Annotated in this window: 29 protein-coding genes; 2 read left to right on the top strand and 27 right to left on the bottom strand. The window is 33.1% G+C overall.

All coding sequences use genetic code 11. The features are described 5' to 3' along the window. Positions 1-65: 65 nt before the first annotated feature. The gene (locus FNL83_RS03580; RefSeq protein WP_001829756.1) at positions 66-1,070 is read right to left on the bottom strand and encodes an NADP-dependent oxidoreductase; all 1,005 of its coding nucleotides are present in this window, start codon (positions 1,068-1,070) and stop codon (positions 66-68) included. A 132-nt stretch (positions 1,071-1,202) separates the two neighbouring features. On the opposite strand from FNL83_RS03580, the gene FNL83_RS03575 reads away from it, so the two are divergent. Next, positions 1,203-2,228: an LLM class flavin-dependent oxidoreductase gene (locus FNL83_RS03575; protein ID WP_002456994.1), complete on the top strand. Its 1,026-nt coding sequence runs from the start codon at positions 1,203-1,205 to the stop codon at positions 2,226-2,228. A 76-nt stretch (positions 2,229-2,304) separates the two neighbouring features. Here the strand turns inward: FNL83_RS03575 and FNL83_RS03570 are convergent, their stop codons facing one another. From FNL83_RS03570 to FNL83_RS03530, 9 genes are all read right to left on the bottom strand, one after another. Then, the gene (locus tag FNL83_RS03570) at positions 2,305-3,171 is read right to left on the bottom strand and encodes an alpha/beta hydrolase (protein WP_002502543.1); all 867 of its coding nucleotides are present in this window, start codon (positions 3,169-3,171) and stop codon (positions 2,305-2,307) included. Between the two features lie 270 nt (positions 3,172-3,441). Continuing rightward, positions 3,442-4,854: a 6-phospho-beta-galactosidase gene (gene lacG, locus FNL83_RS03565; protein WP_001832731.1), complete on the bottom strand. Its 1,413-nt coding sequence runs from the start codon at positions 4,852-4,854 to the stop codon at positions 3,442-3,444. A gap of 15 nt (positions 4,855-4,869) precedes the next feature. After that, positions 4,870-6,618 carry a lactose-specific PTS transporter subunit EIIC gene (locus FNL83_RS03560; protein ID WP_049387541.1) on the bottom strand — a complete coding sequence of 583 codons (1,749 nt, stop codon included), beginning with the start codon at positions 6,616-6,618 and terminating at the stop codon, positions 4,870-4,872. A 5-nt stretch (positions 6,619-6,623) separates the two neighbouring features. Further along, a complete protein-coding gene (locus FNL83_RS03555) occupies positions 6,624-6,938 on the bottom strand; it encodes a PTS lactose/cellobiose transporter subunit IIA (protein WP_001829758.1) in 315 nt (104 codons plus the stop codon). A gap of 19 nt (positions 6,939-6,957) precedes the next feature. After that, positions 6,958-7,935: a tagatose-bisphosphate aldolase gene (lacD, locus tag FNL83_RS03550; RefSeq protein WP_054828585.1), complete on the bottom strand. Its 978-nt coding sequence runs from the start codon at positions 7,933-7,935 to the stop codon at positions 6,958-6,960. A 3-nt stretch (positions 7,936-7,938) separates the two neighbouring features. Next, on the bottom strand, positions 7,939-8,871 hold the full coding sequence (locus FNL83_RS03545) for a tagatose-6-phosphate kinase (protein WP_049387542.1): 933 nt from the start codon (positions 8,869-8,871) through the stop codon (positions 7,939-7,941). Positions 8,872-8,883: 12 nt separating this feature from the next. After that, positions 8,884-9,399 carry a galactose-6-phosphate isomerase subunit LacB gene (lacB, locus tag FNL83_RS03540; protein WP_001829777.1) on the bottom strand — a complete coding sequence of 172 codons (516 nt, stop codon included), beginning with the start codon at positions 9,397-9,399 and terminating at the stop codon, positions 8,884-8,886. A 14-nt stretch (positions 9,400-9,413) separates the two neighbouring features. Beyond that, on the bottom strand, positions 9,414-9,842 hold the full coding sequence (lacA, locus tag FNL83_RS03535; protein WP_001829760.1) for a galactose-6-phosphate isomerase subunit LacA: 429 nt from the start codon (positions 9,840-9,842) through the stop codon (positions 9,414-9,416). A gap of 370 nt (positions 9,843-10,212) precedes the next feature. After that, positions 10,213-10,968 carry a DeoR/GlpR family DNA-binding transcription regulator gene (locus FNL83_RS03530; RefSeq protein ID WP_001829761.1) on the bottom strand — a complete coding sequence of 252 codons (756 nt, stop codon included), beginning with the start codon at positions 10,966-10,968 and terminating at the stop codon, positions 10,213-10,215. 299 nt (positions 10,969-11,267) lie between these two features. On the opposite strand from FNL83_RS03530, the gene FNL83_RS03525 reads away from it, so the two are divergent. Beyond that, positions 11,268-12,008 carry an NAD-dependent protein deacylase gene (locus tag FNL83_RS03525; protein ID WP_001829706.1) on the top strand — a complete coding sequence of 247 codons (741 nt, stop codon included), beginning with the start codon at positions 11,268-11,270 and terminating at the stop codon, positions 12,006-12,008. Between the two features lie 262 nt (positions 12,009-12,270). Here FNL83_RS03525 and rpsI read toward each other — a convergent pair whose 3' ends face one another. The 17 genes from rpsI to rpsE all read right to left on the bottom strand — a co-directional run bounded on the left by rpsI (position 12,271) and on the right by rpsE (position 22,851). After that, positions 12,271-12,663, bottom strand: a complete 393-nt coding sequence (gene rpsI / locus FNL83_RS03520; RefSeq protein ID WP_001829714.1) for a 30S ribosomal protein S9 — start codon at positions 12,661-12,663, stop codon at positions 12,271-12,273. Between the two features lie 19 nt (positions 12,664-12,682). Further along, positions 12,683-13,120 (bottom strand): 50S ribosomal protein L13, encoded by a 438-nt coding sequence (gene rplM / locus FNL83_RS03515; protein WP_002469355.1) that lies wholly within the window; start codon positions 13,118-13,120, stop codon positions 12,683-12,685. A gap of 260 nt (positions 13,121-13,380) precedes the next feature. Continuing rightward, a complete protein-coding gene (gene truA / locus FNL83_RS03510; RefSeq protein ID WP_002456990.1) occupies positions 13,381-14,184 on the bottom strand; it encodes a tRNA pseudouridine(38-40) synthase TruA in 804 nt (267 codons plus the stop codon). A 3-nt stretch (positions 14,185-14,187) separates the two neighbouring features. Next, a complete protein-coding gene (locus FNL83_RS03505) occupies positions 14,188-14,994 on the bottom strand; it encodes an energy-coupling factor transporter transmembrane component T family protein (protein ID WP_002456989.1) in 807 nt (268 codons plus the stop codon). After that, positions 14,984-15,844: an energy-coupling factor transporter ATPase gene (locus FNL83_RS03500; protein ID WP_002456988.1), complete on the bottom strand. Its 861-nt coding sequence runs from the start codon at positions 15,842-15,844 to the stop codon at positions 14,984-14,986. Before FNL83_RS03500 ends, FNL83_RS03505 begins: the two co-directional genes overlap by 11 nt. After that, positions 15,841-16,650 carry an energy-coupling factor transporter ATPase gene (locus FNL83_RS03495; protein ID WP_002469356.1) on the bottom strand — a complete coding sequence of 270 codons (810 nt, stop codon included), beginning with the start codon at positions 16,648-16,650 and terminating at the stop codon, positions 15,841-15,843. The genes FNL83_RS03500 and FNL83_RS03495 overlap by 4 nt, the downstream gene beginning before the upstream one ends. 330 nt (positions 16,651-16,980) lie before the next feature. Beyond that, a complete protein-coding gene (gene rplQ, locus FNL83_RS03490) occupies positions 16,981-17,349 on the bottom strand; it encodes a 50S ribosomal protein L17 (protein ID WP_001829718.1) in 369 nt (122 codons plus the stop codon). Positions 17,350-17,365: 16 nt separating this feature from the next. After that, complete coding sequence (locus FNL83_RS03485) at positions 17,366-18,310, bottom strand: DNA-directed RNA polymerase subunit alpha (protein ID WP_001829787.1); 945 nt, start codon at positions 18,308-18,310, stop codon at positions 17,366-17,368. Between the two features lie 76 nt (positions 18,311-18,386). Next, on the bottom strand, positions 18,387-18,776 hold the full coding sequence (gene rpsK, locus FNL83_RS03480) for a 30S ribosomal protein S11 (protein WP_001829725.1): 390 nt from the start codon (positions 18,774-18,776) through the stop codon (positions 18,387-18,389). Between the two features lie 22 nt (positions 18,777-18,798). Next, positions 18,799-19,164: a 30S ribosomal protein S13 gene (rpsM, locus tag FNL83_RS03475; RefSeq protein WP_001829703.1), complete on the bottom strand. Its 366-nt coding sequence runs from the start codon at positions 19,162-19,164 to the stop codon at positions 18,799-18,801. A 22-nt stretch (positions 19,165-19,186) separates the two neighbouring features. Further along, complete coding sequence (gene rpmJ, locus FNL83_RS03470) at positions 19,187-19,300, bottom strand: 50S ribosomal protein L36 (protein WP_001829709.1); 114 nt, start codon at positions 19,298-19,300, stop codon at positions 19,187-19,189. 31 nt (positions 19,301-19,331) lie between these two features. After that, complete coding sequence (infA, locus tag FNL83_RS03465; protein WP_001829792.1) at positions 19,332-19,550, bottom strand: translation initiation factor IF-1; 219 nt, start codon at positions 19,548-19,550, stop codon at positions 19,332-19,334. 187 nt (positions 19,551-19,737) lie between these two features. Then, complete coding sequence (locus FNL83_RS03460; RefSeq protein WP_001829774.1) at positions 19,738-20,385, bottom strand: adenylate kinase; 648 nt, start codon at positions 20,383-20,385, stop codon at positions 19,738-19,740. Positions 20,386-20,402: 17 nt separating this feature from the next. Continuing rightward, positions 20,403-21,695 (bottom strand): preprotein translocase subunit SecY, encoded by a 1,293-nt coding sequence (gene secY / locus FNL83_RS03455; RefSeq protein WP_001829707.1) that lies wholly within the window; start codon positions 21,693-21,695, stop codon positions 20,403-20,405. Then, a complete protein-coding gene (gene rplO, locus FNL83_RS03450) occupies positions 21,695-22,135 on the bottom strand; it encodes a 50S ribosomal protein L15 (RefSeq protein WP_001829796.1) in 441 nt (146 codons plus the stop codon). Before rplO ends, secY begins: the two co-directional genes overlap by 1 nt. Before the next feature lie 16 nt (positions 22,136-22,151). Beyond that, positions 22,152-22,334, bottom strand: a complete 183-nt coding sequence (gene rpmD / locus FNL83_RS03445) for a 50S ribosomal protein L30 (RefSeq protein ID WP_001829711.1) — start codon at positions 22,332-22,334, stop codon at positions 22,152-22,154. A 16-nt stretch (positions 22,335-22,350) separates the two neighbouring features. Next, positions 22,351-22,851 carry a 30S ribosomal protein S5 gene (gene rpsE, locus FNL83_RS03440; protein ID WP_001829701.1) on the bottom strand — a complete coding sequence of 167 codons (501 nt, stop codon included), beginning with the start codon at positions 22,849-22,851 and terminating at the stop codon, positions 22,351-22,353. Positions 22,852-22,870: the final 19 nt, after the last annotated feature.

The following is a 22,870-nucleotide window of genomic DNA, read 5'->3' as shown; positions in this document are numbered from 1 at the left end:
ATATCACTTCAATTTACCACTTATAGTGCAAACGTTTTATCGACAAGTAAATTAATGCTTTGCTTTTATTCACTTGCCACTTTAATAACTTGTTTACCAAAATTATCACCAGTTAGCAGATTTCTAAAGGCTTGCGGCACTTTATCAAAACCATCTTCTACTGAAACTTGTGTTTTAATTTTATTCTCTTGAACCCATTGAGCTAATTGTTTGCTCGCTTCTTTAAAACCATCAGCGAATTCTGCTACTATGAAACCTCTCATCATTGCTTGATTTTTAATCAATGTTTGCTGAATGCGTGGTCCAATATCTTTTTCTGGATGATTATAGGATGAAATCGCACCACAAACAGGAATTCTTGCATGTGTATTGAGATGTTTGAAGACTTCATCGCCAATATATCCACCTACATTTTCGAAGTAGACATCTATACCGTTAGGCACCGCTTCTTTTAACGCTTCAGGGAAATTATCTTTTTTGTAATCGATACCAGCATCAAAACGAAGTTCATTTTTTAGATAGTTCACTTTTTTATCTCCACCAGCTATACCAACGACTCTGCAACCTTTAAGCTTCGCAATTTGGCCCACAACTGAACCAACTGCACCTGAAGCTGCTGAAATAACTACTGTTTCACCTTCTTTAGGTTGTCCAATATCAAGTAATCCATGATAAGCAGTCTGACCAGGCATCCCCAACACACTAAGATAAAGATGTAATGGTACGTCAGAAGTAGGTACTTTGTTAACATACTCACTATTTACTGTATTTATTTTTCTCCAAGGTAGCATACCCACTACTATATCACCTTCATCAAAATTACTATCCTTGGATTTCAAAACTTTAGATACCGTATGTCCATTGAACGGTTCCCCTTGTTTGAACGGATCTACATAAGAATCAGCATTTGTCATACGTCCTCTCATATATGGATCAACCGATATATATAATGTTTTCAATTGCAATTCATTTTCTGAAGGTTCAATAACATCTATATCTTCATATTTAAATGTATCGTCTTGTGGCATTCCGTCTGGTACTTTATTAAATACTATTTGTTCATTATTCATATCATCATCATCCTTATAATAGTAGTTTATGTTATTGTGTTACCCTAAACAATTCAATCGCAATCATTACATATCATTTGTATAATAATATTTATAGTATCCTGAATATAAATGAAGAGGAGATGTGTGTTCATGAGATTAAGTTTACTTGATTATGTCCCGTTGTTCGAAGGGCGTACCCCAAATGACGCCCTAAAGCATAGTATTAAATTAGCCCAACACGCTGAGAAACTTGGGTACTTACGATACTGGGTTGCAGAACATCATCAAGTTTATTCTGTCGTTTCTAGTGCACCTGAAATAATAATGATGTCGATTTTAGAACACACACAACACATCAGAGTTGGTAGTGGAGGTGTGATGTTACCACATTATAGTCCTTATAAAGTAGCTGAGCAATTTAAAATTATGGAAGCAAGACACCCCCAACGTATCGATATGGCTATCGGACGTTCGCCAAGCTTTAAAAATGTTAATGCAGCACTAAATGAAAACAAAAATGAAAAATTACCATTCAATACTCAGATTACTGATTTGCTTAAATACTTCAATAACGATACAACTCAAGACCATCGTTTTAAATCATTATTAGCTACACCTATGGTTACTTCATTTCCTCAACTATATATTTTAGGTATGAGTAATAGAAGCGCAAAATTAGCTGCTCAGCGCGGACTACCTTTTGTTATTGCACGAATGGGACAATCTGAGACAGACCTTCATGAAGCTATAAGCACTTATAGAAAATATTTTAAAGCTTATCATGGTGAAATTAATAATGCGAAACCATATGTTATTTTAGCAACTTTTGTGGTAACAGCTTCTAATTTATCTAGAGTTAAACAATTGCTACATACGCTTCAACTTTGGTTGATGCGTATTAACTATTTAAATCAACCTAAGAGTTATCCATCGATTGAAACAGCACAGAACAAGCATTATAGTCAACGAGAATTAGAAAAGCTTGAAAAGATGAAATCGAAAATCATATACGGAATGCCAAATGATGTTGCGGAACAACTTACCTTACTTCATCAACAATTTAAAGTGGATGAAATCATCATCTTACCTCATGTATTTGGTGAAGACGCTAGAATGGAATTAATTGAGTTAATTGCGAATGAATTGATTCCATCTTGTTCACGCGATGAATTTTAGACTATTACTAAAAGACGCACGATTGATTCACTTGAAAGTCAAGTTATCATTCAATCGTGCGTTTTGTTTACTACTTTTAAGTTTCCCATAAGAATTGTATGATTTCATTTGCAACATCTTTATTCTCATGTAATTGACTATGTTGTGCCTTTGCACCTTTAAATTTCATTTCTTGATAAGACTTAGTGCTACCTCTTAGTAAATATTGAAGCGATTGAGAAGAGCTATTTGACACACGTCCATCTGAATGTGAGCCATCTTCTAAATCTCCGTAGATATTTAAAACTTCTATTTCCTTACCACAATAAATCTTATACAGTGATAACAATTGCCGATATGCGGCATTCATTCTACTTGGTTTCCCCTGTTTATCAACGATAATTTCATTCACGTTCTCATTCATATTCAAAATCCCGTTATAAACTCCCGCTATATTAACTTCCTTTTTAAGTTGTGGCAAATGTCGATCGTCCCCATAATTTTTCATGTAAAAAGCAAATGACATGTTCCCCATTGAATGTCCTACAAAATTAAATTGTTGAATTCCAAATTGACTTTTTAGTTGTGATAGAACTTCTTTAATCCAATAAGCATTTTCTTTAAAATTTCCATTTTTATTATCTTTAAATTCTACTTTGACAATAGGGTTTGCTGCATCTTCACTTAATTTTTTATCAAAATATACTTTTCCTTCACTACTCACTCTAGCGGTTATCACCTCATTGGTTACATTTTTATTTAACGCTTGTTTGACCATAAACGTTTCTGAGCGTTCGCTACCACCATAACCATGTAAAAAAAGTGTTGCTGTTGTTTTTATTTTATTATTAGAATAGTGAGTCGAAATGTATGATTGGGATTGAGTTTTGTTATAAATAATAACCAAAACTAATACTGTTGTAGAAAAGATTGTAAATAATAGAATTGTGAATTTTGACTTCATCATTACCCCTCTTCATGTTTATTTATTAATTATACTATTATTAGTAATAAATTATTTGATTTATGGGATTACTTTAAAATAATCTTGGTTCGATAAGATATATCACAATTAGACATAACTTCATTTTAAACTACTTTACTTGAAAATGAATATACGTATTAAAAAACGATTATTTCCAAATCATTTTCATTGGAAATAATCGTTTTTGTTTTAAATACTTTAATAAGTGCGCTTAGTTAGATGCCTTATTTACTAGTTAATATTTAGCTTTTATTTAATTTCTTTACTTTCTGCAAGTTCTTTGTACCAATATGCACTTTTCTTAGGGAATCTTTCCTGTGTTTCAAAATCAACGTAGAATAAACCGTATCTTTTTTCATAACCATTTGACCATGAAAATACATCCATAAGAGACCATAAGAAGTATCCCTTAACATTGGCACCATCTGCAATCGCATCTGCTATCACACTTAGATGCTGTTTAATATAGTCAATTCGTGCATCGTCATGTACTGTTTTTTCTTTTTCGTCGAATACATCTTTATATCCTAATCCATTTTCAGTAATATAAATCTTATGATAATTCGGATAATCTTTTACTACACGCATAATTTGGTCATATAAACCTTGTGGATAAATCATCCAATCCCAATCGGTTCTAGGAACATCAACATCAAATTCACGTTGTCCTACACCTTTAAGTTGATACTTAGATCCACCTTTATCACCAGTGGCATTATGTGTTATTTCAGATTCGCCTTCAAAACCACGCATCCAGTCACTCATATAATAATTAATACCTAAGAAATCGTTTAAATCCTTAGCTTCATCTAAAATTTTGTAGTCTTCATCAGAAATCTCTAATTGACCACCATTCACAGATAAGATGTGTTGTACTCCTTCCATCGTTTCACGTGAGTACTTACCAAGGTATGTTGCATCTAAAATAAATTTATTATGAATAATGTCTTCAAGTTCGGCTGCTCTCACATCTTCAGGATTAGATGGATCATATGGATATTTTGTAGGTAATGCATGGACAACACCTATTTCTCCCTTATAATTTTCATCTTTAAAAAGTTTAACAGCACGTGCGTGTGCAACCATCATATTATGATGAGATTGGAATACTTTTTCAAAGTCATATTTGATACCTGGAGGGAATTTACCAACTAAATATTGACCATCACCAATCGGCCCAATTTCATTGAATGTTGTCCAATACTTAACTTCTGGAAATTCTTTAAAACAAAATTCAGCATAATCTACAAAATAGTCTATTGTTTTACGATTTAAGAAATCTCCATCTTTGTGAAGTACCTCTGGTGTGTCAAAGTGATGTAATGTTACAAAAGGTTCAACATGACGTTTATGACATTCTTTGAAAAGATTATGATAATACTCGACACCTTTTTGATTCACTTCACCGTAACCTTTAGGAAAAATACGAGACCAAGCAATTGAGATACGTATACCATTTACACCAAAGCGTTCACTTAATTCCAAGTCAACAGGATATCTGTTATAAAAATCACTTGCTGGTTCAGCTGTGTACCAATAATTCTCCTCTAAATACGTGTCCCAAGCGACACGCCCTTTACCATCAGTCTGAGTAGCTCCTTCTGCTTGATAAGCAGCGGTTGCTCCACCAAAAATAAAGTCATCAGGTAATTTCTTAGTCATATATAAAACTCCTTTTTAATTGTTAAATTGTTGTTTTACAAATTCTAAAGCCGCCTCACCGTCTCTTGTTAACTTGATATATTGAGCGCCTTCAGTTTTGGCTAATTTAATTCCTAAGCGATCAGTATCTTGTTTAATATCTTCAAAATTCGAAGCAACTTGTGGTGCTAAGATAATTAATTGATAATCTTTCATAATATCCATATGTGCACCATAACCACCTGCTGCTGCTTTTACTGGTACTTCATACTCTTCAGCAGCTTTATTTAAAGCATTAGCTAGTAAACCACTTGTACCTCCACCTGCACATAAAACTAAAACATTTGTTTGTTCACTAATAGTATCTGTAGAGGATGTAGAAGTTGTTTCATCAACTGAAGATGTATCATCAGTATCCGCTTCACTTGCCCCTGCAGTTGCTAAAATAGCATCGGCTTTTTTCGTATCAAAGTTTGCTGATACTTTTTCTTTTAATTCATTATTTGCTTCTTTATTTCCTAATTCTTCTTCAAGCACTTGTTCATCGTATACTTTTAAGAATGGATAGTAAATAATCACATCAACAACAATAAGTAATATTGCTAACACAAATGACCAAAATGCAAATCCAGTCCCCATAACAATACCGAGTGGACCAGGAGTAGTCCAAGGTAAAAAGATACTAAAACTATTCATATTTAAAACATCAACAAAAAATTTAAAAATCCATATATTTACTATAGGTGCAAAAATAAAAGGTATAAAGAATACCGGATTTAGTACTAGTGGTGCACCAAAAAGTATGGGTTCATTGACACCAAAGAATGTAGGTACGACTGATGCTCTACCTATCGCTTTATTTCTTTTTGATTTTGTTAACCACATAAACATAAATGGAACAACTAATGTTGCACCGGTTCCTCCCATAGTTGCTACGAACATCTGTGTACCCGGTGTAATTACTTTATCAGCATGTTCTCCAGCTTGTATTAAGTGTAAATTTGTTTCAAGGTTCGCATAAGTAATTGCTGCAATCGCTGGTTCAACAATAGAAGGTCCATGAATACCTACAAACCAGAAGAACGCAAACGCACCGAATATGAGTGTTACCCCAATCCAACCATCTGCCGCAGTAAATAGTGGCTCAAATACTTTTAATACTGCATTTGCTACATTCGTGTGGACTATTGCTCTAGAAAGTAAGTCTAAAGCATACAAAATTAAAATTACGGCTGATAAAGGGAAAATATCTTTAAATACTTGAGATATATTTGGTGGTACTTCTTTAGGCATTTTAATGGTAATATTTCTTTTGACAAAGAAATTATAAACAATCACGGTAATAAACGCAGAAATAAAGGCTGTCAATAAACCTTTTGTTCCCATAAATGCACTTGAAAATCCACCATCTTTAACAGGATCAGCAGCTAAGAATAAAAATCCACAAATAGCTGCCATCATTGTCGAAATAAAGTTAATCTGATTCGTTTTATCTAGTTTTCGATTGTAAGAATCAGTTAAAGATTTAGCTGTGGTTCCTGCTACAAGCAAACCAACTATTCCCATTGTATAGTTATAGGGTTTCATCAATATACCTTCCATAGTTTTACTCCAAGTAAAACCAAACACATTTGGTACATAGGTAATTAAAATAAATATACTTGAGAATAAGATAATTGGAATAGCAGCAATAAATCCATCACGAATCGCTCTTAAATAAATATTTCGTGATATTTTTTCAAAGAATAGCTTTCCTTTTTCTATCCATGCTATTAATTTATTCATAGGGGTCAGCTCCCTTTTTTGTATAATTCAATTAAATGCTTCATTAAATCTTTTAAAAGTAATGTTGTCATTAAATGGTCTTGACCATGAATCATAGTGATACTATATGCGATATCCTCGCCTTTAGCCTCTTGAGCTAGAAGATTGGTTTGTGCTTTATGTGCATTAGCAATACATTCATTCGCTTCCTCTACAAGTTGTTCTGCTTTATCAAATTCACTATCTTTAGCAGCATTTAAAGCTTCTAATAATTTTGAACGTGCATCCCCAGCATAGGCAACAATTTCAAATCCGAGTAATTGTACCTCATCTCTATTCATTTGAATATCCTCCCTTACATTATTTGTTTTTCCATGATGTAGCTGTTGTTTTCAATACTGTATTCAAATCATCAATATTCTTAAATCCTACCGTACGCAACCATTCTCTGGCAGCTTGCTCTCCTTCTTCAATGTATACCTTAACTGCTCCTGACCATGTGGCACGTCCACATAAAACACCATTGAATTGCGCACCAGAATCATGCGCAAATTTTAATGTATCTTGGAACAATTCTGCTGATACACCTGCACTTAAATAAATATATGGTAAGTGAGTAACTGCATCTTGATCACGGAAATGTTGTGCAGCTTCTTCTTTAGTATAAACAACTTCTCCTTCTGAAAATCCTTCCACAAAATTCATATTCACAGGTACTTCAACTTTAAGTACATCCACATTAAAACGATCTTCAGAGAATAACTTCATTGCTTCATTAACTTTACGTGGCTTAACTTTAGCGAATTCTGCACTTTTATTGTCAGGAATATTGTCGTCATATGTTAAAACTTCCAAGAAGAAAGGAATATCTTCGGCAACACATTCTGAACCAATTCGTTCAATATATGCTTTCTTTTGTATGTTAATTTCTTCTGTGTCATCTACATCATAATAAAGTAAAAATTTAACTGCATTGGCCCCTTGCTCTTTCAAACGTTTCGCAGACCATTCTACCAAGCAATCTGGCAAACGACCTTTCGCATTCACATCATATCCAGTTTTTTCGTATGCAAGTAATAGTCCGCAGTCATTATTTCGAGCATCTGATGCTGGTAAACCATATTCTGGATCTAATAAAATTGAAGACGCATATTGAGTTAATTCTTCAGAAACAAGTACTTTTAATTGTTCTATTTGCTCAACTGTTGGTGTTTCAGATTGATGTTCTGCCATCATTCTTTTTAATGCACCACGTTGATCAAATGCTAAAGCTGAAATAATACCTTCTTGATTACTTAATTTCTCAATTGATGACACTTTTTGTTGTGATTTTGTCATAAATTACACCTCTATAACTTCTATTTGTTTGAATATTTCGTCAAATTTATCTGTATTAATATGACCTGTTTGTTGTTCCATTGCATTTAGCATTCCGAATGCATTTGCTTTTTTTAATAACTCTTCATCGGTTTGTTGATGAATGAGTCCAGAAGCAATACCTGCTACAGTAGAATCTCCTGACCCAACAGGATTAACTACTTTAATGTTGGGAATATTCACCTTATAAAATTTTTGATTATGTTTTGCAAAAGCACCTTCACTGCCCAATGAAACAATAATCCATTCAATATCATTAAATATTGGCTGACTTAATGCCACTTTCAATTCTTTAATATCATTAGTTACTTTGTAATTTAAAAGTTGTGATAATTCATCTATATTTGGTTTAATTACTGTAGGTTTCTCATTACTAATAAGAACTTCCTCAAGTGATTGACCAGAGCTATCTAAAATGGTCAAAATTCCTTGTTCTTTTGCTAATCTCACAATATCCGTATAATAATCAGTATTAAGTCCTTTGGGCAGACTACCAGACATAACAGCCACATCAGTTTCTTTGAAAAGTTTTAATAGATGTGACTTGAATTCCTCTGATTCCTTAAGTTCAATCGTGGGACCCTTTTCAAGGATTTCAGTTTGTTGTCCCTCATGTAGTATTGCAATACAATTTCGTGTGTCGCCTTTGATTTTGAAAAATGCTTGTTTAATACGAGTAGTTTCTATTTGTTCTTCAATATATTGACCTAATGCTCCACCTAAAAAACCACTTGCTATTACGTCTTCACCAAATTCAGACAATACTCTAGTAACATTTAATCCTTTACCGCCTGCTGTTTTGCTTGTTTGAGATACCCTATTAACAGTATCTAAATTAAACTGATCTAAAGGATAAGATATATCAACTGAGGGATTTAAAGTTAATGTTAAAATCATTGGACATCTTCCTTAATCGTGATATTCACCTTTATTCCATTTTTCTAAGAACTCGTCGAAGAAATGTGGATCAGCTTGGTCATTGTTATGTGCTTCTAAATGATTGATTTTAGCAATTAATTTTTTATTTTCTTCAGTAGGTTTGTACTCTGCCTCAATGAATGCATCAACGATGTCGAAAATAAATAATTCACCTGCTACTTTACCGCCAAAACTTACAACATTGGCGTTTAACTCTTCTTTAGAATAAAGCGCTGATGTCATATCTCTAACTAAAGCAGTTCTAACACCTGGTACTTTGTTTGCAGCATTACTAATTCCTACACCAGTACCACAAATACATACACCTAAATCTGCTTCACCACTCGCAACTTTTTCTCCTACCTTTTTTCCATAAATCGGATAATGTGTACGTGTGAAATCATAAGTTCCAACATCTATCACTTCATGTCCCTGTGATTTTAAGTGTTGTGAAACTTCCATTTTTGTATCAGTAACAATATGATCGCAACCTATTGCAATTTTCATTTTTATTCCTCCTATTAACACATTTTATTTAACATATCTACGCGGATTTGATGACGTCCACCATCGTAATGACCATTGACAAATTCTTTTGCGACATTCTTAGCAAGCGTATCTCCAACAATTTCAGCTCCCATAGTAATCATGCGTGCATTATTATGGCTACGTGTCATGTAAGCTGAACGCTCATCTGAAACCTCAGCCGCAATCATTCCCTTAATTTTAGTTGCTACAATAAAACTACCTGCACCATAGGCATCTATAGCAATACCTAGATTGTCGTCGGACTTTTGAACTTCTTTAGCTACAGAGACTGTTGAATCAACAAAGTCTAGATCTTTTCCTTCTGTAACATCTAAAACATCATAATCGTTGTCTTCCAAATAATCTTTAATTAATTCTTTTAAGCGTTTGCCATCTACATCTGAACCAATAATAATCGTCATAATAAGTCTCCTTTTTTGAATTAAGGTGATTAAACACATGTGTTTTTGAAAAAGCGCTTTCAAATATTTACACCTAAATTATAAACATATTTAAACAAATAATCAACATATAACAAACAATTGTCACGTATTTTTGTTTGATATATGTTGATTTAAAAAGAAATTGCTGTTTTTCTCTATGCAAAATGTTTATTTAAACAAAAAAGTAGCAATAAATTTAAAAAACTTTATTGCTACTTCTACTTAAACTACTTATTTAATTTTAAAATTCTTATCATCTGATTTTATTGCTTAATAATAATGTTTAATTGACATTATTATGATGCTTAAATATATTTATATTCACTTTAAAGACAATATGTTAAAGACTTTAGCTAATAACCTCAACATATGATTCTATTTTTTCTTTCTTTTCCAAGTCATTATTATCTGTTAAAACTGCATTGAGTTCACGAAGCTCACAAAATGATGAAAAATCATCCTTACCAATTTTTGAAGAGTCAATCAGTAAATATTTTTCCAACGAATGGCTAAGTGCAATTTGTTGCGTATAAGCCTCTTCTATTGAGGATGTCATAGCTAGACCATCTTTAACACCATTACTACTAAAAAACATTTTACTAAATCTTAGTTGACTTAATAACTGATTTGTCATCTCACCTACAAATGCTTCAGTTAAATCACGCATTTCCCCACCTAATAAATAGACTCTGAAATGTAACGTTTGTTTTTTTATTAATATATTAAATACTGGTAAACAATTAGTAATAATTGTTAATGAATAATGATTTATTTCTTCAGCTAATTTTTGAACTGTAGTACCAGGACCTAAGAAAATAGTATCTCCATCTTCAATTAAATCTACTGCATTCTTTGCTATAAATCGTTTTTCTTCAATAAAACGTGTATGTTTTTCTTGATGAGACATTTCTTTATATTGGAAAGCTGAATTACTACGAGCACCACCATGTATTTTAGTGAGAACACCTTTTTCTTCAAGCTCTGCGAGATCACGGCGCACAGTCATATCTGACACATTTAGATCTTCGACGATTTCATTTGTTCTTACAGAACCTCGTTTATTTACTAATTTTGTGATTTCATCTAACCTATCATATTTGTTCATTGATTTATTCACTTCCTATAATTACTATATATCATAATATTGAAACAGATTCATTATTTTAGAAGTTTATCATTTACTATCTTACGAATTTAAAATTTATATTGTAGCTTTCAATATCAACTTTTACTTTTTATATGATTATTTTGATTTTCAAAAATACTACTGATTTTCATTAAAAATTTAGAAATAACTTCAATCATTACTTTAAATCATAACATGAATTCTTTAATATTAAATTATATTGTAGTTGATAATAAATAAGTACTTACATAATATCTATGATAATGAGGTGAAAACAAATGAAAAAACCAGATATTCAACAGTTAAAAGATATCGTAAACAACTCTAATCAAATTGTTTTCTTTACAGGAGCTGGTGTTTCAGTTGCAAGCGGAATTCCAGATTTTCGCTCAATGGGTGGCTTGTATGATGAAATATCAAAAGATGGACAGTCTCCAGAGTATTTGCTTAGCATTGATCATTTACATGATAATAAAGAAAGTTTTATAAACTTTTATCATGAAAGACTTTTAATTGCCGATAAAAAACCTAATATTGTTCATCAATGGATTGCACAACTGGAAAATCAGCAAAAATCACTTGGCGTCATCACTCAAAATATAGATGGTTTACACGAAGATGCAGGTAGTCACAATATTGATGAGCTACATGGTACACTTAATCGCTTTTATTGTATTAACTGTTATGAGGAGTACTCAAAATCATATGTCATGACACATCATCTCAAATATTGTGAAAAATGTGGTAACGTCATCAGACCTGATATTGTTTTATACGGCGAGATGTTAAATCAAAAAACAGTCTTCAAGGCATTAGATAAAATTCAACATGCAGATACGCTCATCGTATTAGGTTCATCACTTGTTGTACAACCTGCTGCTGGTTTTGTATCAGAATTTAAAGGTGACAACCTAGTTATCATTAATAGAGATGCAACTCCATATGATCATACAGCTAGCTTAGTTATACACGATGATATGACTAGTGTTATAGAAGAAATTGTAAATAGTAATAGTTAAGTAACATAGAAGTCAAATTAAGTTCAAAATCCACTACTCATGCTCCAAAATCAAACACGTCAAATCCATAGAATTTCTTGATGAAACTTTCTTAATTTTAGGGCATAGCATAGTATTGAAAAAGCTTGAATAAAGTGCTTTTTAAATGAATAATCTAAATCCTACTCAATAATAAAGACTGGGACATCTAATTGTCTCAGTCTTAAATTATAAAAAAAACACTTCCCAATAAACGGGAAGTGTAAATGTTGTTCGCCAAAAATTAACGTTTTGAGAATTGTGGTGAACGACGTGCTTTTTTAAGACCTGGTTTTTTACGTTCTTTCATACGTGGGTCACGAGTAAGTAATCCAGCACGTTTTAAAGAACCTCTGTATTCAGGATCTGCTTCTAATAAAGCACGTGCAATTCCATGTCGGATTGCTTGAGCTTGTCCAGTAAATCCGCCACCGTGTACGTTAACTAAAACATCATAGTTACCTTTAGTTTCTGTAACATCAAATGGTTGATTTAAGTCTAAAATTAATGATTCGAATGGTAAGTAGTCACGTACATCACGTTCGTTAACAGTAATGTTACCTTCGCCAGGTACTAAACGTACACGTGCTACTGAGTTTTTACGACGGCCTGTGCCTTTATATTCAACTTGTGCCAATGTAATTTCCTCCTTCTAATTAACCACGTAACTCGTAGTTTTCTGGTTGTTGTGCAGCGTGTGGATGTTCAGCGCCACCATATACAAATAATTTTTTACCTTGTTTTTCACCTAAGCGTGTACTTGGTAACATACCTTTAATTGAAGTTTCTAATAAACGTTCAGGATTTGTTCTTTTTAATTCACCAGCAGAGATTGATTTTAAACCGCCTGGGTGATTTGAATGACGGTAGTACATTTTGTCTTGTTCTTTGTTACCAGTGAATTCAATTTTAGATGCATTAATGATAATTACATAATCACCAGTATCAACATGTGGTGTATAAGTTACTTTATTTTTACCGCGTAATATAGCAGCTACTTCTGATGATAAACGACCTAATGTTTGGCCTTCAGCATCAATAACATACCATTTGCGCTCAATGTTTGATTCATTTGCCATAAATGTTTGACGCATAATAATTGTCCTCCTAAAAATAAATGCTTCGTTCATTAATTGCAGTACGAATAAATCACATTCGAACCTATGTTTATTGCACTAACAACTATCATTATTGTTACGATTTAAAAGCGTAAGATTTCATTTATTTCATTAACTGTTGTTCTGCTTTGCTTATATATCTTGTAACACAATAAGTTTCCGGGGCTTATCGTGGGGTGATATAAAACAATACCGTTAATAATCATATAATTTCACAGTACTTTTGTCAATGACAATTAGTGTTTTTCCAACGATTTTTTGTAGTGTATTTTTACATCTTTCCCATATTCTTGTATCAATTCTTCTGGGCTTAAATAAATCTTTTCTAAATATAATCCGTCAGGTGGAGCTGTGAGAGGCACATTATTTCTATTTTTGTCCTCTAAGAGCTTAGGGACGTCATTAGGTTCACGCTTTCCTTTTCCTACTTCAATTAAGAAAGCTACCAATACACGGACCATATTATAAAGGAATCCAGAACCTGTTACGACATAATCAAACCCTTCTTTAGTAGCAACAATTTCACTCTGATATAGTGTTCTTACTTTGCTTTCAACTTCTGTTTTCTGTGAACAAAAACCGGTAAAATCATGTGTACCTATAAATTCTTGAGCAGCTTTGTTCATTTTATCATAGTCTAATGTTTCATTAACAAATGTTTCAGTACCACTCTTAAAAGGATTTCGATGATTACCTTGATAAACTTTGTAACGATAGCGTTTGCCTACGCAGTCATAACGACAATGAAAATACTCGTCGACATTTCGTACATTTTTAACGTAAATATCATCTGGTAAAGCTCGATTCATCGCATATTGCCATTGTTTGTTATCAATATTCAATTCGGTATCGAAATGAAAGAATTGCTGATACGCATGCACACCCCTGTCTGTTCTGCTTGAGGGATGAATTCGTACATGATGTTTATGCATTCGTTTAAGAATCTTTTCAAATTGTTGTTGAACAGTTCGTCCTTGTTGCTGAATTTGAAAACCTAAAAATTGGTTACCTTGATAAGCAATTTCAACTAATATACGCAATATTTACACTCCTGAAAATTTTAAAATAAATAATATAGTAGCGATAGGTATTAAAAGTAAGACTGTTAATGTGTCTTTATATTGCCAATGTAATAACCTATAGCTTGTTCGTTTGATGTTAATATCATAACCTCTGACTTCCATTGCTATAGCTAGTTCTTCTGCTCTTTGAAAGGCAGAAATAAATAATGGAATCATGATGGGTATAAAAGCTCTAATTCGTGTTATTAAACTTCCTGAACTTATTTCTGATCCTCTAGATTTTTGAGCAAGTATAATTTTTTCTAATTCGTCCATTAATGTTGGTATAAACCTTAGAGCAATAGACATCATCATACTTAATTGATGTACTGGTACTTTAATCACTTTAAGAGGTACAAATAATTTTTCAAAAGCATCTGTTAAATCAATCGGACTAGTCGAAAGTGTCATGATTGTTGCAATCATAACTATAAAAATCAATCTTAGTGATATATAAATTCCTTCCATAACACCATTTGATTCAATAGTGATAAACTTCCATTGAAATAATACGATACCTCCATTAGTAAATAACACATGCATAGAAAAAGTGAAAACCAAGAAGAAAAAGATAGGTGTTAATCCTTTAATTAAAAACCAAAAAGGAATACGTGCTAACTTAATAAATAATATTATAAAAAGAAACAACCATGCATATGTACCTAGTGAATGACAGAAAAAAATTAAAAGAATAAAGAAAAAGACAAATATTAACTTAGCTCTAGGATCAAGCTGATGAATAATTGATTGCATAGGAAGATATCGTCCAATGATTAATTTATTCTTCATGATGCCACTCCTTATACAACTTCACAAACTCTTCTTCATTCATGGCAAGCTTTGGAAATAACATATTATATTTTTTTTCGATATCTTTCTGTAACTTCACTACTTTAGGCAACTCTATATGCCACTTTAATAATTGCGTTTTTTGATTAAATAAATTTCTAGGATTTGATTTTTCTACTATCGTCCCTTTATTCATTACTACAACTTCATCTGAATAACGTGCTACATCATCCATATCATGTGAAACAAGAATAATCGTTTTATTTTCTTCTATTTGTATTTTCTTTATTAAAGACATGACTTGGTGTTTACTATTCGGGTCTAACCCAGCAGTCGGTTCATCCAGAATAATTACTTGTGGATCCATAGCCAAAATGGAAACAATGGCTATTTTTCTCATTTGTCCTCCCGACATTTGAAATGGAGAGGATGACATCACATTTCTTGAAAAACCTAATTCAAGAAGAAGTTGAAAAGCTTTGTCTTTAACATTTTTTAGGTTCATATTAAAATTTTTAGGTCCAAACTCAATTTCTTTTTCAACGCTATCTTCAAATAATTGGGATTCTGGAAATTGAAATACTATACCTACTTCTTTTCTTATGTGACGTAAGTGCTTGTCTTTAGTTTTATTTGTAACTTCTAAACCATTAATGTTGACTGAACCTGTAGTGGGCTTTAATAAAGCATTCAAATGTTGAATCAGAGTGGATTTCCCACTTCCAGTTTGACCAATAATTGCATAATACTTGCCCTGTTCAAGAGTTAGTGAAACGTTTTTAATAGCTTCAAATTCATAAGGTGTCCCTTGTTGATAAATATAACTCACTTGATTAAATTGTATACTCATAATTTTTTAATCAACCCTTCATAAGTTACATAAGTTGAATCAAAACCTAAAAGTCGATTCATTTTCAAAGGAAATGGTAAGTCCAATCCAACCGATATTAGTGCCTCTTCGCACTTAAAAATATCTTGAGGTGTTCCTTGTTTAAAAACAGTTCCTTTATTCAATACAATGATTTGATCAGCATGCATTGCTTCATCTAAATCATGAGTGATTGAAATAATTGTAACATGATTATTTACTTTAACTTCATTTACAAGGTTAAGTAAAGATGACTTTCCATGAGGATCTAGCATCGTTGTCGCTTCATCTAAAATCAGCACATCAGGATTAAGTGCAAGTACCCCAGCAATGGCAACACGTTGTTTCTGCCCTCCTGAAAGTGAATGGGGTTCATCATCGGCTTTATTTATCATATCTACTTCAGTTAATACTTGATTAACTTTAGATACCATTTCTTTATAAGGAACAAGTTGGTTTTCAAGACCAAAAGCAACATCAAATTTAACTATAGAACCTACAAATTGATTATCGGGGTTTTGAAAAACAATTCCGATATGTTTCCTCACTTCTCGCTTATTTTGAGAGTCTACTGGTAGATTTTGAAATAGAATTTGTCCTTCACTTGGTTCTTCTATACCTACCATAAGTTTAGCAATAGTAGATTTTCCTGAACCATTGTGACCTACAATAGAAGTCCATTGTCCAGCTGGTATTGAGAATGAAACGCGATTTAATGTGAAAGCAGCGTCACTTTGATATTGAAATGATACATCTTTAAATTCAATGATAGGATTTGACCCATTCACATCAACCACTCCTAATATTTTTATATCACTAAACATTCTACAATAATTCAAATTGACTGTATATCAGATATGTATAATTTAATCATTTGTAATATGAATTATAAAAAAAGCTATAGTGTTATTAACTATAGCTTAAATAAAAAAGCGCGCACCCCATCAAATGTTGAGTTCACGCTTAAATAATTATTTAGTTGGATGGGGTACTCTGAGCTAGACAATATTTGTATGTGGCAAACATTATCGTTGCACTCATTTGCTTTATATATAAGTAGTAAATGTGTATTTATTAAGGTTAGACAACTAAGTTATAACTTGTGTCTTAAAATTAGATTAAACTAATTCAATAATTACTGATTCAGCGCCGTCACCACGACGAGGGCCTACTTTAAGAATACGAGTGTAACCACCTTGACGTTCACTATAACGTTCAGCGATTTCACCAAATAATTTTTGAAGAGCAGTTTGTGTAGAGTCATCTTCATTTAAAATTTCAACATTACGTAAAGTTTTAGCAGCATTACGACGAGATGCTAAATCACCTTTTTTACCAAGTGTGATCAATTTCTCTACTACACTACGAACTTCTTTAGCACGAGCTTCAGTTGTCTCGATACGTTCACTAACGATTAATGAAGTTGCTAAGTCACGTAACATTGCTTTACGTTGATCAGAAGTACGACCTAATTTTCTGTAACCCATGAGTTAACCTCCTTTATCAATCTTCTTTTCTTAATCCTAATCCTAAATCTTCTAATTTATATTTTACTTCTTCTAGAGATTTACGACCTAAATTACGCACTTTCATCATGTCAGCTTCAGATTTATCAGCTAACTCTTGTACAGAATTGATTCCTGCGCGTTTTAAGCAGTTATAAGAACGTACAGATAAGTCTAATTCTTCAATAGACATTTCAAGTACTTTTTCTTTTTGATCTTCTTCTTTTTCAATCATGATTTCAGCGTTTTGAGCCTCATCAGTTAGACTTACAAAGATATTCAAGTGTTCAGTCATTATTTTAGCTGCTAATGATACTGACTCTTGTGGTGTGATTGAACCATTTGTCCAAACATCTAAAGTTAATTTATCAAAATCACTACTTTGACCTACGCGTGTATTTTCAACTGTATAGTTTACACGTTCAACAGGTGAATATAGTGAATCAACAGGAATTACACCAATTGGTAAATCACTAGTATTATTTTGTTCAGCTAATGCGTAACCTCTACCCTTATTAGCAACAAGACGCACTTTAAGATGTCCACCTTTAGACACTGTTGCGATTTTAAGCTCTGGATTTAAAATCTCAACATCACTGTCGTGAGTAATGTCACTTGCAGTTACTTCGCCTTCATCTTTAACATCAATTTCTAAAGTTTTATCTTCTTCAGAGTAAATTTTTAATGCAAGTTTTTTAATGTTCATAATGATTGTTGAAACATCTTCTACTACATTATCTACTGCTGAAAATTCGTGTAAAACTCCTTCAATCTCGATGTACTTAACGGCTGCACCTGGTAATGAAGATAGTAGGATACGACGTAAGGAGTTTCCTAGTGTAGTACCATAGCCACGTTCAAGTGGTTCAACAACGAATTTACCGAATTTAGCATCTTCACTAACTTCAATTGTCTCAATTCTAGGTTTTTCAATTTCTATCATTTACAAATATCCTCCTTAAATACGTCGACTAGATTTAAACTGTTTGCTCAGTGACTTGTAACAATACATTTAAAAATTATACGCGACGACGTTTTGGTGGACGACAACCGTTGTGTGGTACTGGAGTAACGTCTCTGATTGCAGTTACTTCTAAACCTGCAGATTGTAGTGCACGGATAGCAGATTCACGGCCTGGACCAGGTCCTTTTACTGTTACTTCTACTGTTTTCAAACCATGTTCCATAGCAGTTTTAGAAGCTGTTTCTGAAGCCATTTGAGCTGCAAATGGAGTTGATTTTTTAGATCCTTTGAATCCTAATGCACCAGCTGATGACCAAGATAATGCATTACCGAATTCATCAGTGATAGTTACGATAGTATTATTGAATGTTGAACGGATGTGAGCTACACCATTTTCAATATTCTTTTTCACTCTACGTTTACGAGATACTTGTTTACGTGCCATTAAATTTTGCCTCCTTTACCTATTATTTTTTCTTATTAGCTACTGTTTTAACTGGACCTTTACGTGTACGAGCATTGTTTTTAGTTTTTTGTCCACGAACTGGTAAGCCACGACGATGACGAATTCCGCGGTATGATGAAATTTCCATTAAACGTTTAATGTTTAAGTTTTGTTCACGGCGTAAGTCACCTTCTACTTTGTAGCCATCTACAACTTCACGGATACGACCTAATTCATCGTCAGTTAAATCTTTAACGCGAGTATCTGCTGATACGTTAGCTTCTTCTACTATTTTATTAGCAGTTGAAGTACCAATACCATATACGTATGTTAATGAGATAACAATGCGTTTTTCACGTGGAATATCCACTCCTGCAATACGTGCCATATTAATTTACACCTCTCTTTTATTAACCTTGTCTTTGTTTGTGTTTTGGATTATCACAAATTACCATTACTTTACCTTTACGTTTAATGACTTTGCATTTTTCGCATATTGGTTTTACTGATGGTCTTACTTTCATTTTTATACCTCCCTATATTATGGAGTGACGATTATTTATAACGATAAGTAATTCTACCGCGCGATAAATCATACGGAGACATCTCAACAGTTACTTTGTCGCCAGGTAGAATACGAATGTAATTCATTCTGATTTTACCACTTACGTGAGCTAAAATCTCATGACCATTTTCTAATTCTACTTTAAACATTGCGTTTGGTAAAGTATCTAGTACTGTACCTTCTAATTCAATTACATCTTGTTTAGCCATTGATTAACTTCCCCCTTTTTGCAATAGTAAGGTAATCGTCAATAGACAACTTAACGATACGAATCTATTCGTGATGGTTTAATATAAGTTCAACAAAAATACGGGAATTAAATATCGTTATTTGTCACTCATTCTGTTAAATTTACTCTAATACTCACTGAAACATAGATCGTATAGTGTTGATCTATTATAAATGATCTAAGATATCAATGACATCGTTGGTTACTTCGTCAATATCTTTTGAACCATCAATGTTTTTCAAGACACCTTTGTTGTTGTAATATTCTAAAATAGGCTTAGATTGTTTAACATTAACGCTCAAACGATTAGATACTGTTTCTGGATTGTCATCTTCACGTTGATATAACTTTCCACCATCGATATCACATATACCATCAACCTTTGGAGGATTAAATACAAGATGATATGTTGTACCACATTTCTCACAGATACGACGACCTGTAAGACGATTCATTAATTCTTCCTCAGGAACTTCGATATTAATGACAGCATCAATTTCTCTATCAAGCTCAGACATAATTTGACTTAATGACTCAGCTTGATCTATAGTTCTTGGGAATCCATCTAACAAGAATCCTTTTTTTGCATCGTCTTCAGAAATTCTTTCTTTAACGATACCTACAGTAACTTCATCAGGAACTAATTCTCCACGATCCATATATGATTTAGCTTCTTTTCCTAAATCTGTTTCATCTTTAATCGCTTTTCTGAACATGTCACCAGTAGAAATATGTGGTATTGGGAATTTCTTAACAATTTCACTCGCCTGAGTCCCTTTACCTGCACCAGGTAAGCCCATTAAAATGATATTCATAAATGCCCTCCTACAAATTATCTACCACCAAAGCCTTTATATTCTTTTTGAGTGACTTGTGCTTCTAAAGTTTTCATAGTTTCAATAGCTACACCAATAACGATCAAAAGACTCGTACCACCAATTTGAATTGATTGTGGTAAGCCCATAAATTTAGTCGCAATTATAGGTAAAATAGCTATAGCTGCTAAGAAAATTGAACCAACAAAAGTCAATCTATAAAGTACTTTAGTAATATATTTTTTTGTTTGTTCACCAGGTCTAATTCCTGGGACATAACTACCTTGCTTTTTAAGGTTATCTGCCATTTTTTCAGGATTAACTTGTACAAAAGCATAAAAATATGCAAATGCAATAATTAAAACTACATAAATAATCATTCCAATATTACTTGATGGGTTGGCAGTATCAGCAATATTCTGTGCCCATTCTGCTTTCGGGAAGAATAAAGTCAATGTTCTTGGTAACAAGAAAAACGCCATCGCAAAGATAACTGGAATAACACCGGCAGAGTTAACTTTCAAAGGTAGATAAGTTGCTTGTGAACCTAATCGTTGAGCAGATTGTTTCTTTGCATATTGAATAGGTATTTTACGTTTAGCTTCAAGAACAAATATTGCGCCTACTGTTAGTAAAATCAAGGCTACAATCAATCCTAGTATTTTCAGCCAAGCAAGTGAAGTATCGTCTTGACCTACAAACACTGATTGTGCAAATTGTTCTAGACTCGAAGGTAAAGTTGATAATATACCTGCAAAGATGATAAGAGAAATACCGTTACCAACACCAAACTGTGTGATTTGGTCACCAAGCCAAATTAAGAAAGCTGTTCCCGCTGTTAATACAACTGCAATTAATAAATAACTCATAACAGACTTTTCTATAATAAGTTGTCCTTTGAGATAGTTATTAAATTGGAAAGCCATACCTATAGATTGGATAAAAGCTAAAATTATAGCAAAATAACGAGTTACGTTATTAATTTTTCTTCTACCCATTTCACCTTGTTTTGCCCACTCTGTAAATTTAGGAACAATATCCATTTGCAGTAATTGCATGACGATGGATGCAGTGATATAAGGCATGATTCCCATCGCAAATATTGAGAAACGTTTCAAGGCACCGCCACCAAAAGTATTTAATAACTCAGTGGCACCTTGAGATCCCTGTGGATGATTAAAGGCTTCAGGATTAACTCCTGGAGCAGGAATATACGTTCCTATTTTAAAAATAACTAACATTGCTAGAGTGAAGAAAATCTTGTTTCGTACTTCTTTAGTTGTAAAGAAACGTACAAACGTTTGAAACATTAGATCACCTCGTGTGCTCCACCTTTTGCATCAATAGCTTCTGCTGCTGAAGCTGAGAATTTATGAGCTTTCACTGTTAATTTCTTGTCTAGTGAACCGTTACCTAGTACTTTGATACCAGATTTTTCATTCTTAACAACACCAGATTCTACTAATAAAGCTGGAGTAACTTCAGTACCATCTTCAAATTTATTGAGTTGGTCTAAGTTAACAATAGCATATTCTTTACGGTTAATGTTAGTGAAACCACGTTTAGGCAAACGACGGAATAAAGGTAATTGTCCACCTTCAAATCCTGGTCTTACTTTACCACCTGAACGTGCTTTTTGACCTTTTTGACCACGGCCACTTGTTTTACCGTTACCAGTTGCAGCACCACGACCTACACGGTTACGTACACGACGTGATCCTTCAGCTGCTTTTAACTCATGTAATTTCATTTCGGCACCTCCTTAATTATTTTTCTTCTTCAATTGTTAATAAATGCTTAACTTTGTTGATTTGCCCACGAATTGCAGGGTTATCTTCAACAACTACTGAACTATTAGTCTTTTTAAGACCTAAAGCTTCAACAGTTTTACGTTGTGTTTCAGGACGACCAATAACACTACGAGTGAGGGTAATTTGTAATTTAGCCATAACTTATTTTCCCTCCTTAATTGTATAATTCTTCTACAGATTTGCCACGTAATTTAGCAACATCTTCTGCATTTTTTAAGTTTTGTAAACCGTTGATAGTCGCACGAACCATATTAATAGGAGTATTTGATCCTAAAGATTTACTTAAGATATCAGTAATTCCTGCTAACTCTAATACGGCACGAACTGGTCCACCAGCGATAACTCCTGTACCAGGTGCAGCTGGTTTCATAAATACGCTACCTGACCCATATTGACCAGTTATAGTATGAGGAGTCGTACCTTCTACACGTGGAACAACTACTAAATCTTTTTTAGCTGCTTCAACAGCTTTTTTGATAGCTTCTGGTACCTCTTGCGCTTTACCAGTACCGAAACCTACACGACCATTTTTATCTCCAACAACCACTAATGCAGTGAAACGGAAACGACGACCACCTTTTACAACTTTAGCAACACGGTTAATCGTAACAACGCGTTCTTCAAATTCTTTAGTTTCTTCTTCTCTACGAGCCATGAATGTGTCCCTCCTTTAA

The organism is Staphylococcus epidermidis, from assembly GCF_006742205.1.
GTDB lineage: Bacteria > Bacillota > Bacilli > Staphylococcales > Staphylococcaceae > Staphylococcus > Staphylococcus epidermidis.
This window is presented reverse-complemented; position numbering and strand designations above follow the sequence as displayed.

What these genes read in the sequence shown, in the direction of transcription:
- FNL83_RS03580 (WP_001829756.1), bottom strand. Translation starts at nt 1,070, where the DNA reads ATGAATAATGAACAAATAGTATTTAATAAAGTACCAGACGGAATGCCA.
- FNL83_RS03575 (WP_002456994.1), top strand. Translation starts at nt 1,203, where the DNA reads ATGAGATTAAGTTTACTTGATTATGTCCCGTTGTTCGAAGGGCGTACC.
- FNL83_RS03570 (WP_002502543.1), bottom strand. Translation starts at nt 3,171, where the DNA reads ATGAAGTCAAAATTCACAATTCTATTATTTACAATCTTTTCTACAACA.
- lacG (WP_001832731.1), bottom strand. Translation starts at nt 4,854, where the DNA reads ATGACTAAGAAATTACCTGATGACTTTATTTTTGGTGGAGCAACCGCT.
- FNL83_RS03560 (WP_049387541.1), bottom strand. Translation starts at nt 6,618, where the DNA reads ATGAATAAATTAATAGCATGGATAGAAAAAGGAAAGCTATTCTTTGAA.
- FNL83_RS03555 (WP_001829758.1), bottom strand. Translation starts at nt 6,938, where the DNA reads ATGAATAGAGATGAGGTACAATTACTCGGATTTGAAATTGTTGCCTAT.
- lacD (WP_054828585.1), bottom strand. Translation starts at nt 7,935, where the DNA reads ATGACAAAATCACAACAAAAAGTGTCATCAATTGAGAAATTAAGTAAT.
- FNL83_RS03545 (WP_049387542.1), bottom strand. Translation starts at nt 8,871, where the DNA reads ATGATTTTAACATTAACTTTAAATCCCTCAGTTGATATATCTTATCCT.
- lacB (WP_001829777.1), bottom strand. Translation starts at nt 9,399, where the DNA reads ATGAAAATTGCAATAGGTTGCGATCATATTGTTACTGATACAAAAATG.
- lacA (WP_001829760.1), bottom strand. Translation starts at nt 9,842, where the DNA reads ATGACGATTATTATTGGTTCAGATGTAGATGGCAAACGCTTAAAAGAA.
- FNL83_RS03530 (WP_001829761.1), bottom strand. Translation starts at nt 10,968, where the DNA reads ATGAACAAATATGATAGGTTAGATGAAATCACAAAATTAGTAAATAAA.
- FNL83_RS03525 (WP_001829706.1), top strand. Translation starts at nt 11,268, where the DNA reads ATGAAAAAACCAGATATTCAACAGTTAAAAGATATCGTAAACAACTCT.
- rplM (WP_002469355.1), bottom strand. Translation starts at nt 13,120, where the DNA reads ATGCGTCAAACATTTATGGCAAATGAATCAAACATTGAGCGCAAATGG.
- FNL83_RS03505 (WP_002456989.1), bottom strand. Translation starts at nt 14,994, where the DNA reads ATGAAGAATAAATTAATCATTGGACGATATCTTCCTATGCAATCAATT.
- FNL83_RS03500 (WP_002456988.1), bottom strand. Translation starts at nt 15,844, where the DNA reads ATGAGTATACAATTTAATCAAGTGAGTTATATTTATCAACAAGGGACA.
- rplQ (WP_001829718.1), bottom strand. Translation starts at nt 17,349, where the DNA reads ATGGGTTACAGAAAATTAGGTCGTACTTCTGATCAACGTAAAGCAATG.
- FNL83_RS03485 (WP_001829787.1), bottom strand. Translation starts at nt 18,310, where the DNA reads ATGATAGAAATTGAAAAACCTAGAATTGAGACAATTGAAGTTAGTGAA.
- rpsK (WP_001829725.1), bottom strand. Translation starts at nt 18,776, where the DNA reads ATGGCACGTAAACAAGTATCTCGTAAACGTAGAGTGAAAAAGAATATT.
- rpsM (WP_001829703.1), bottom strand. Translation starts at nt 19,164, where the DNA reads ATGGCACGTATTGCAGGAGTGGATATTCCACGTGAAAAACGCATTGTT.
- rpmJ (WP_001829709.1), bottom strand. Translation starts at nt 19,300, where the DNA reads ATGAAAGTAAGACCATCAGTAAAACCAATATGCGAAAAATGCAAAGTC.
- infA (WP_001829792.1), bottom strand. Translation starts at nt 19,550, where the DNA reads ATGGCTAAACAAGATGTAATTGAATTAGAAGGTACAGTACTAGATACT.
- FNL83_RS03460 (WP_001829774.1), bottom strand. Translation starts at nt 20,385, where the DNA reads ATGAATATCATTTTAATGGGCTTACCTGGTGCAGGTAAAGGGACTCAG.
- secY (WP_001829707.1), bottom strand. Translation starts at nt 21,695, where the DNA reads ATGTTTCAAACGTTTGTACGTTTCTTTACAACTAAAGAAGTACGAAAC.
- rplO (WP_001829796.1), bottom strand. Translation starts at nt 22,135, where the DNA reads ATGAAATTACATGAGTTAAAAGCAGCTGAAGGATCACGTCGTGTACGT.
- rpmD (WP_001829711.1), bottom strand. Translation starts at nt 22,334, where the DNA reads ATGGCTAAATTACAAATTACCCTCACTCGTAGTGTTATTGGTCGTCCT.
- rpsE (WP_001829701.1), bottom strand. Translation starts at nt 22,851, where the DNA reads ATGGCTCGTAGAGAAGAAGAAACTAAAGAATTTGAAGAACGCGTTGTT.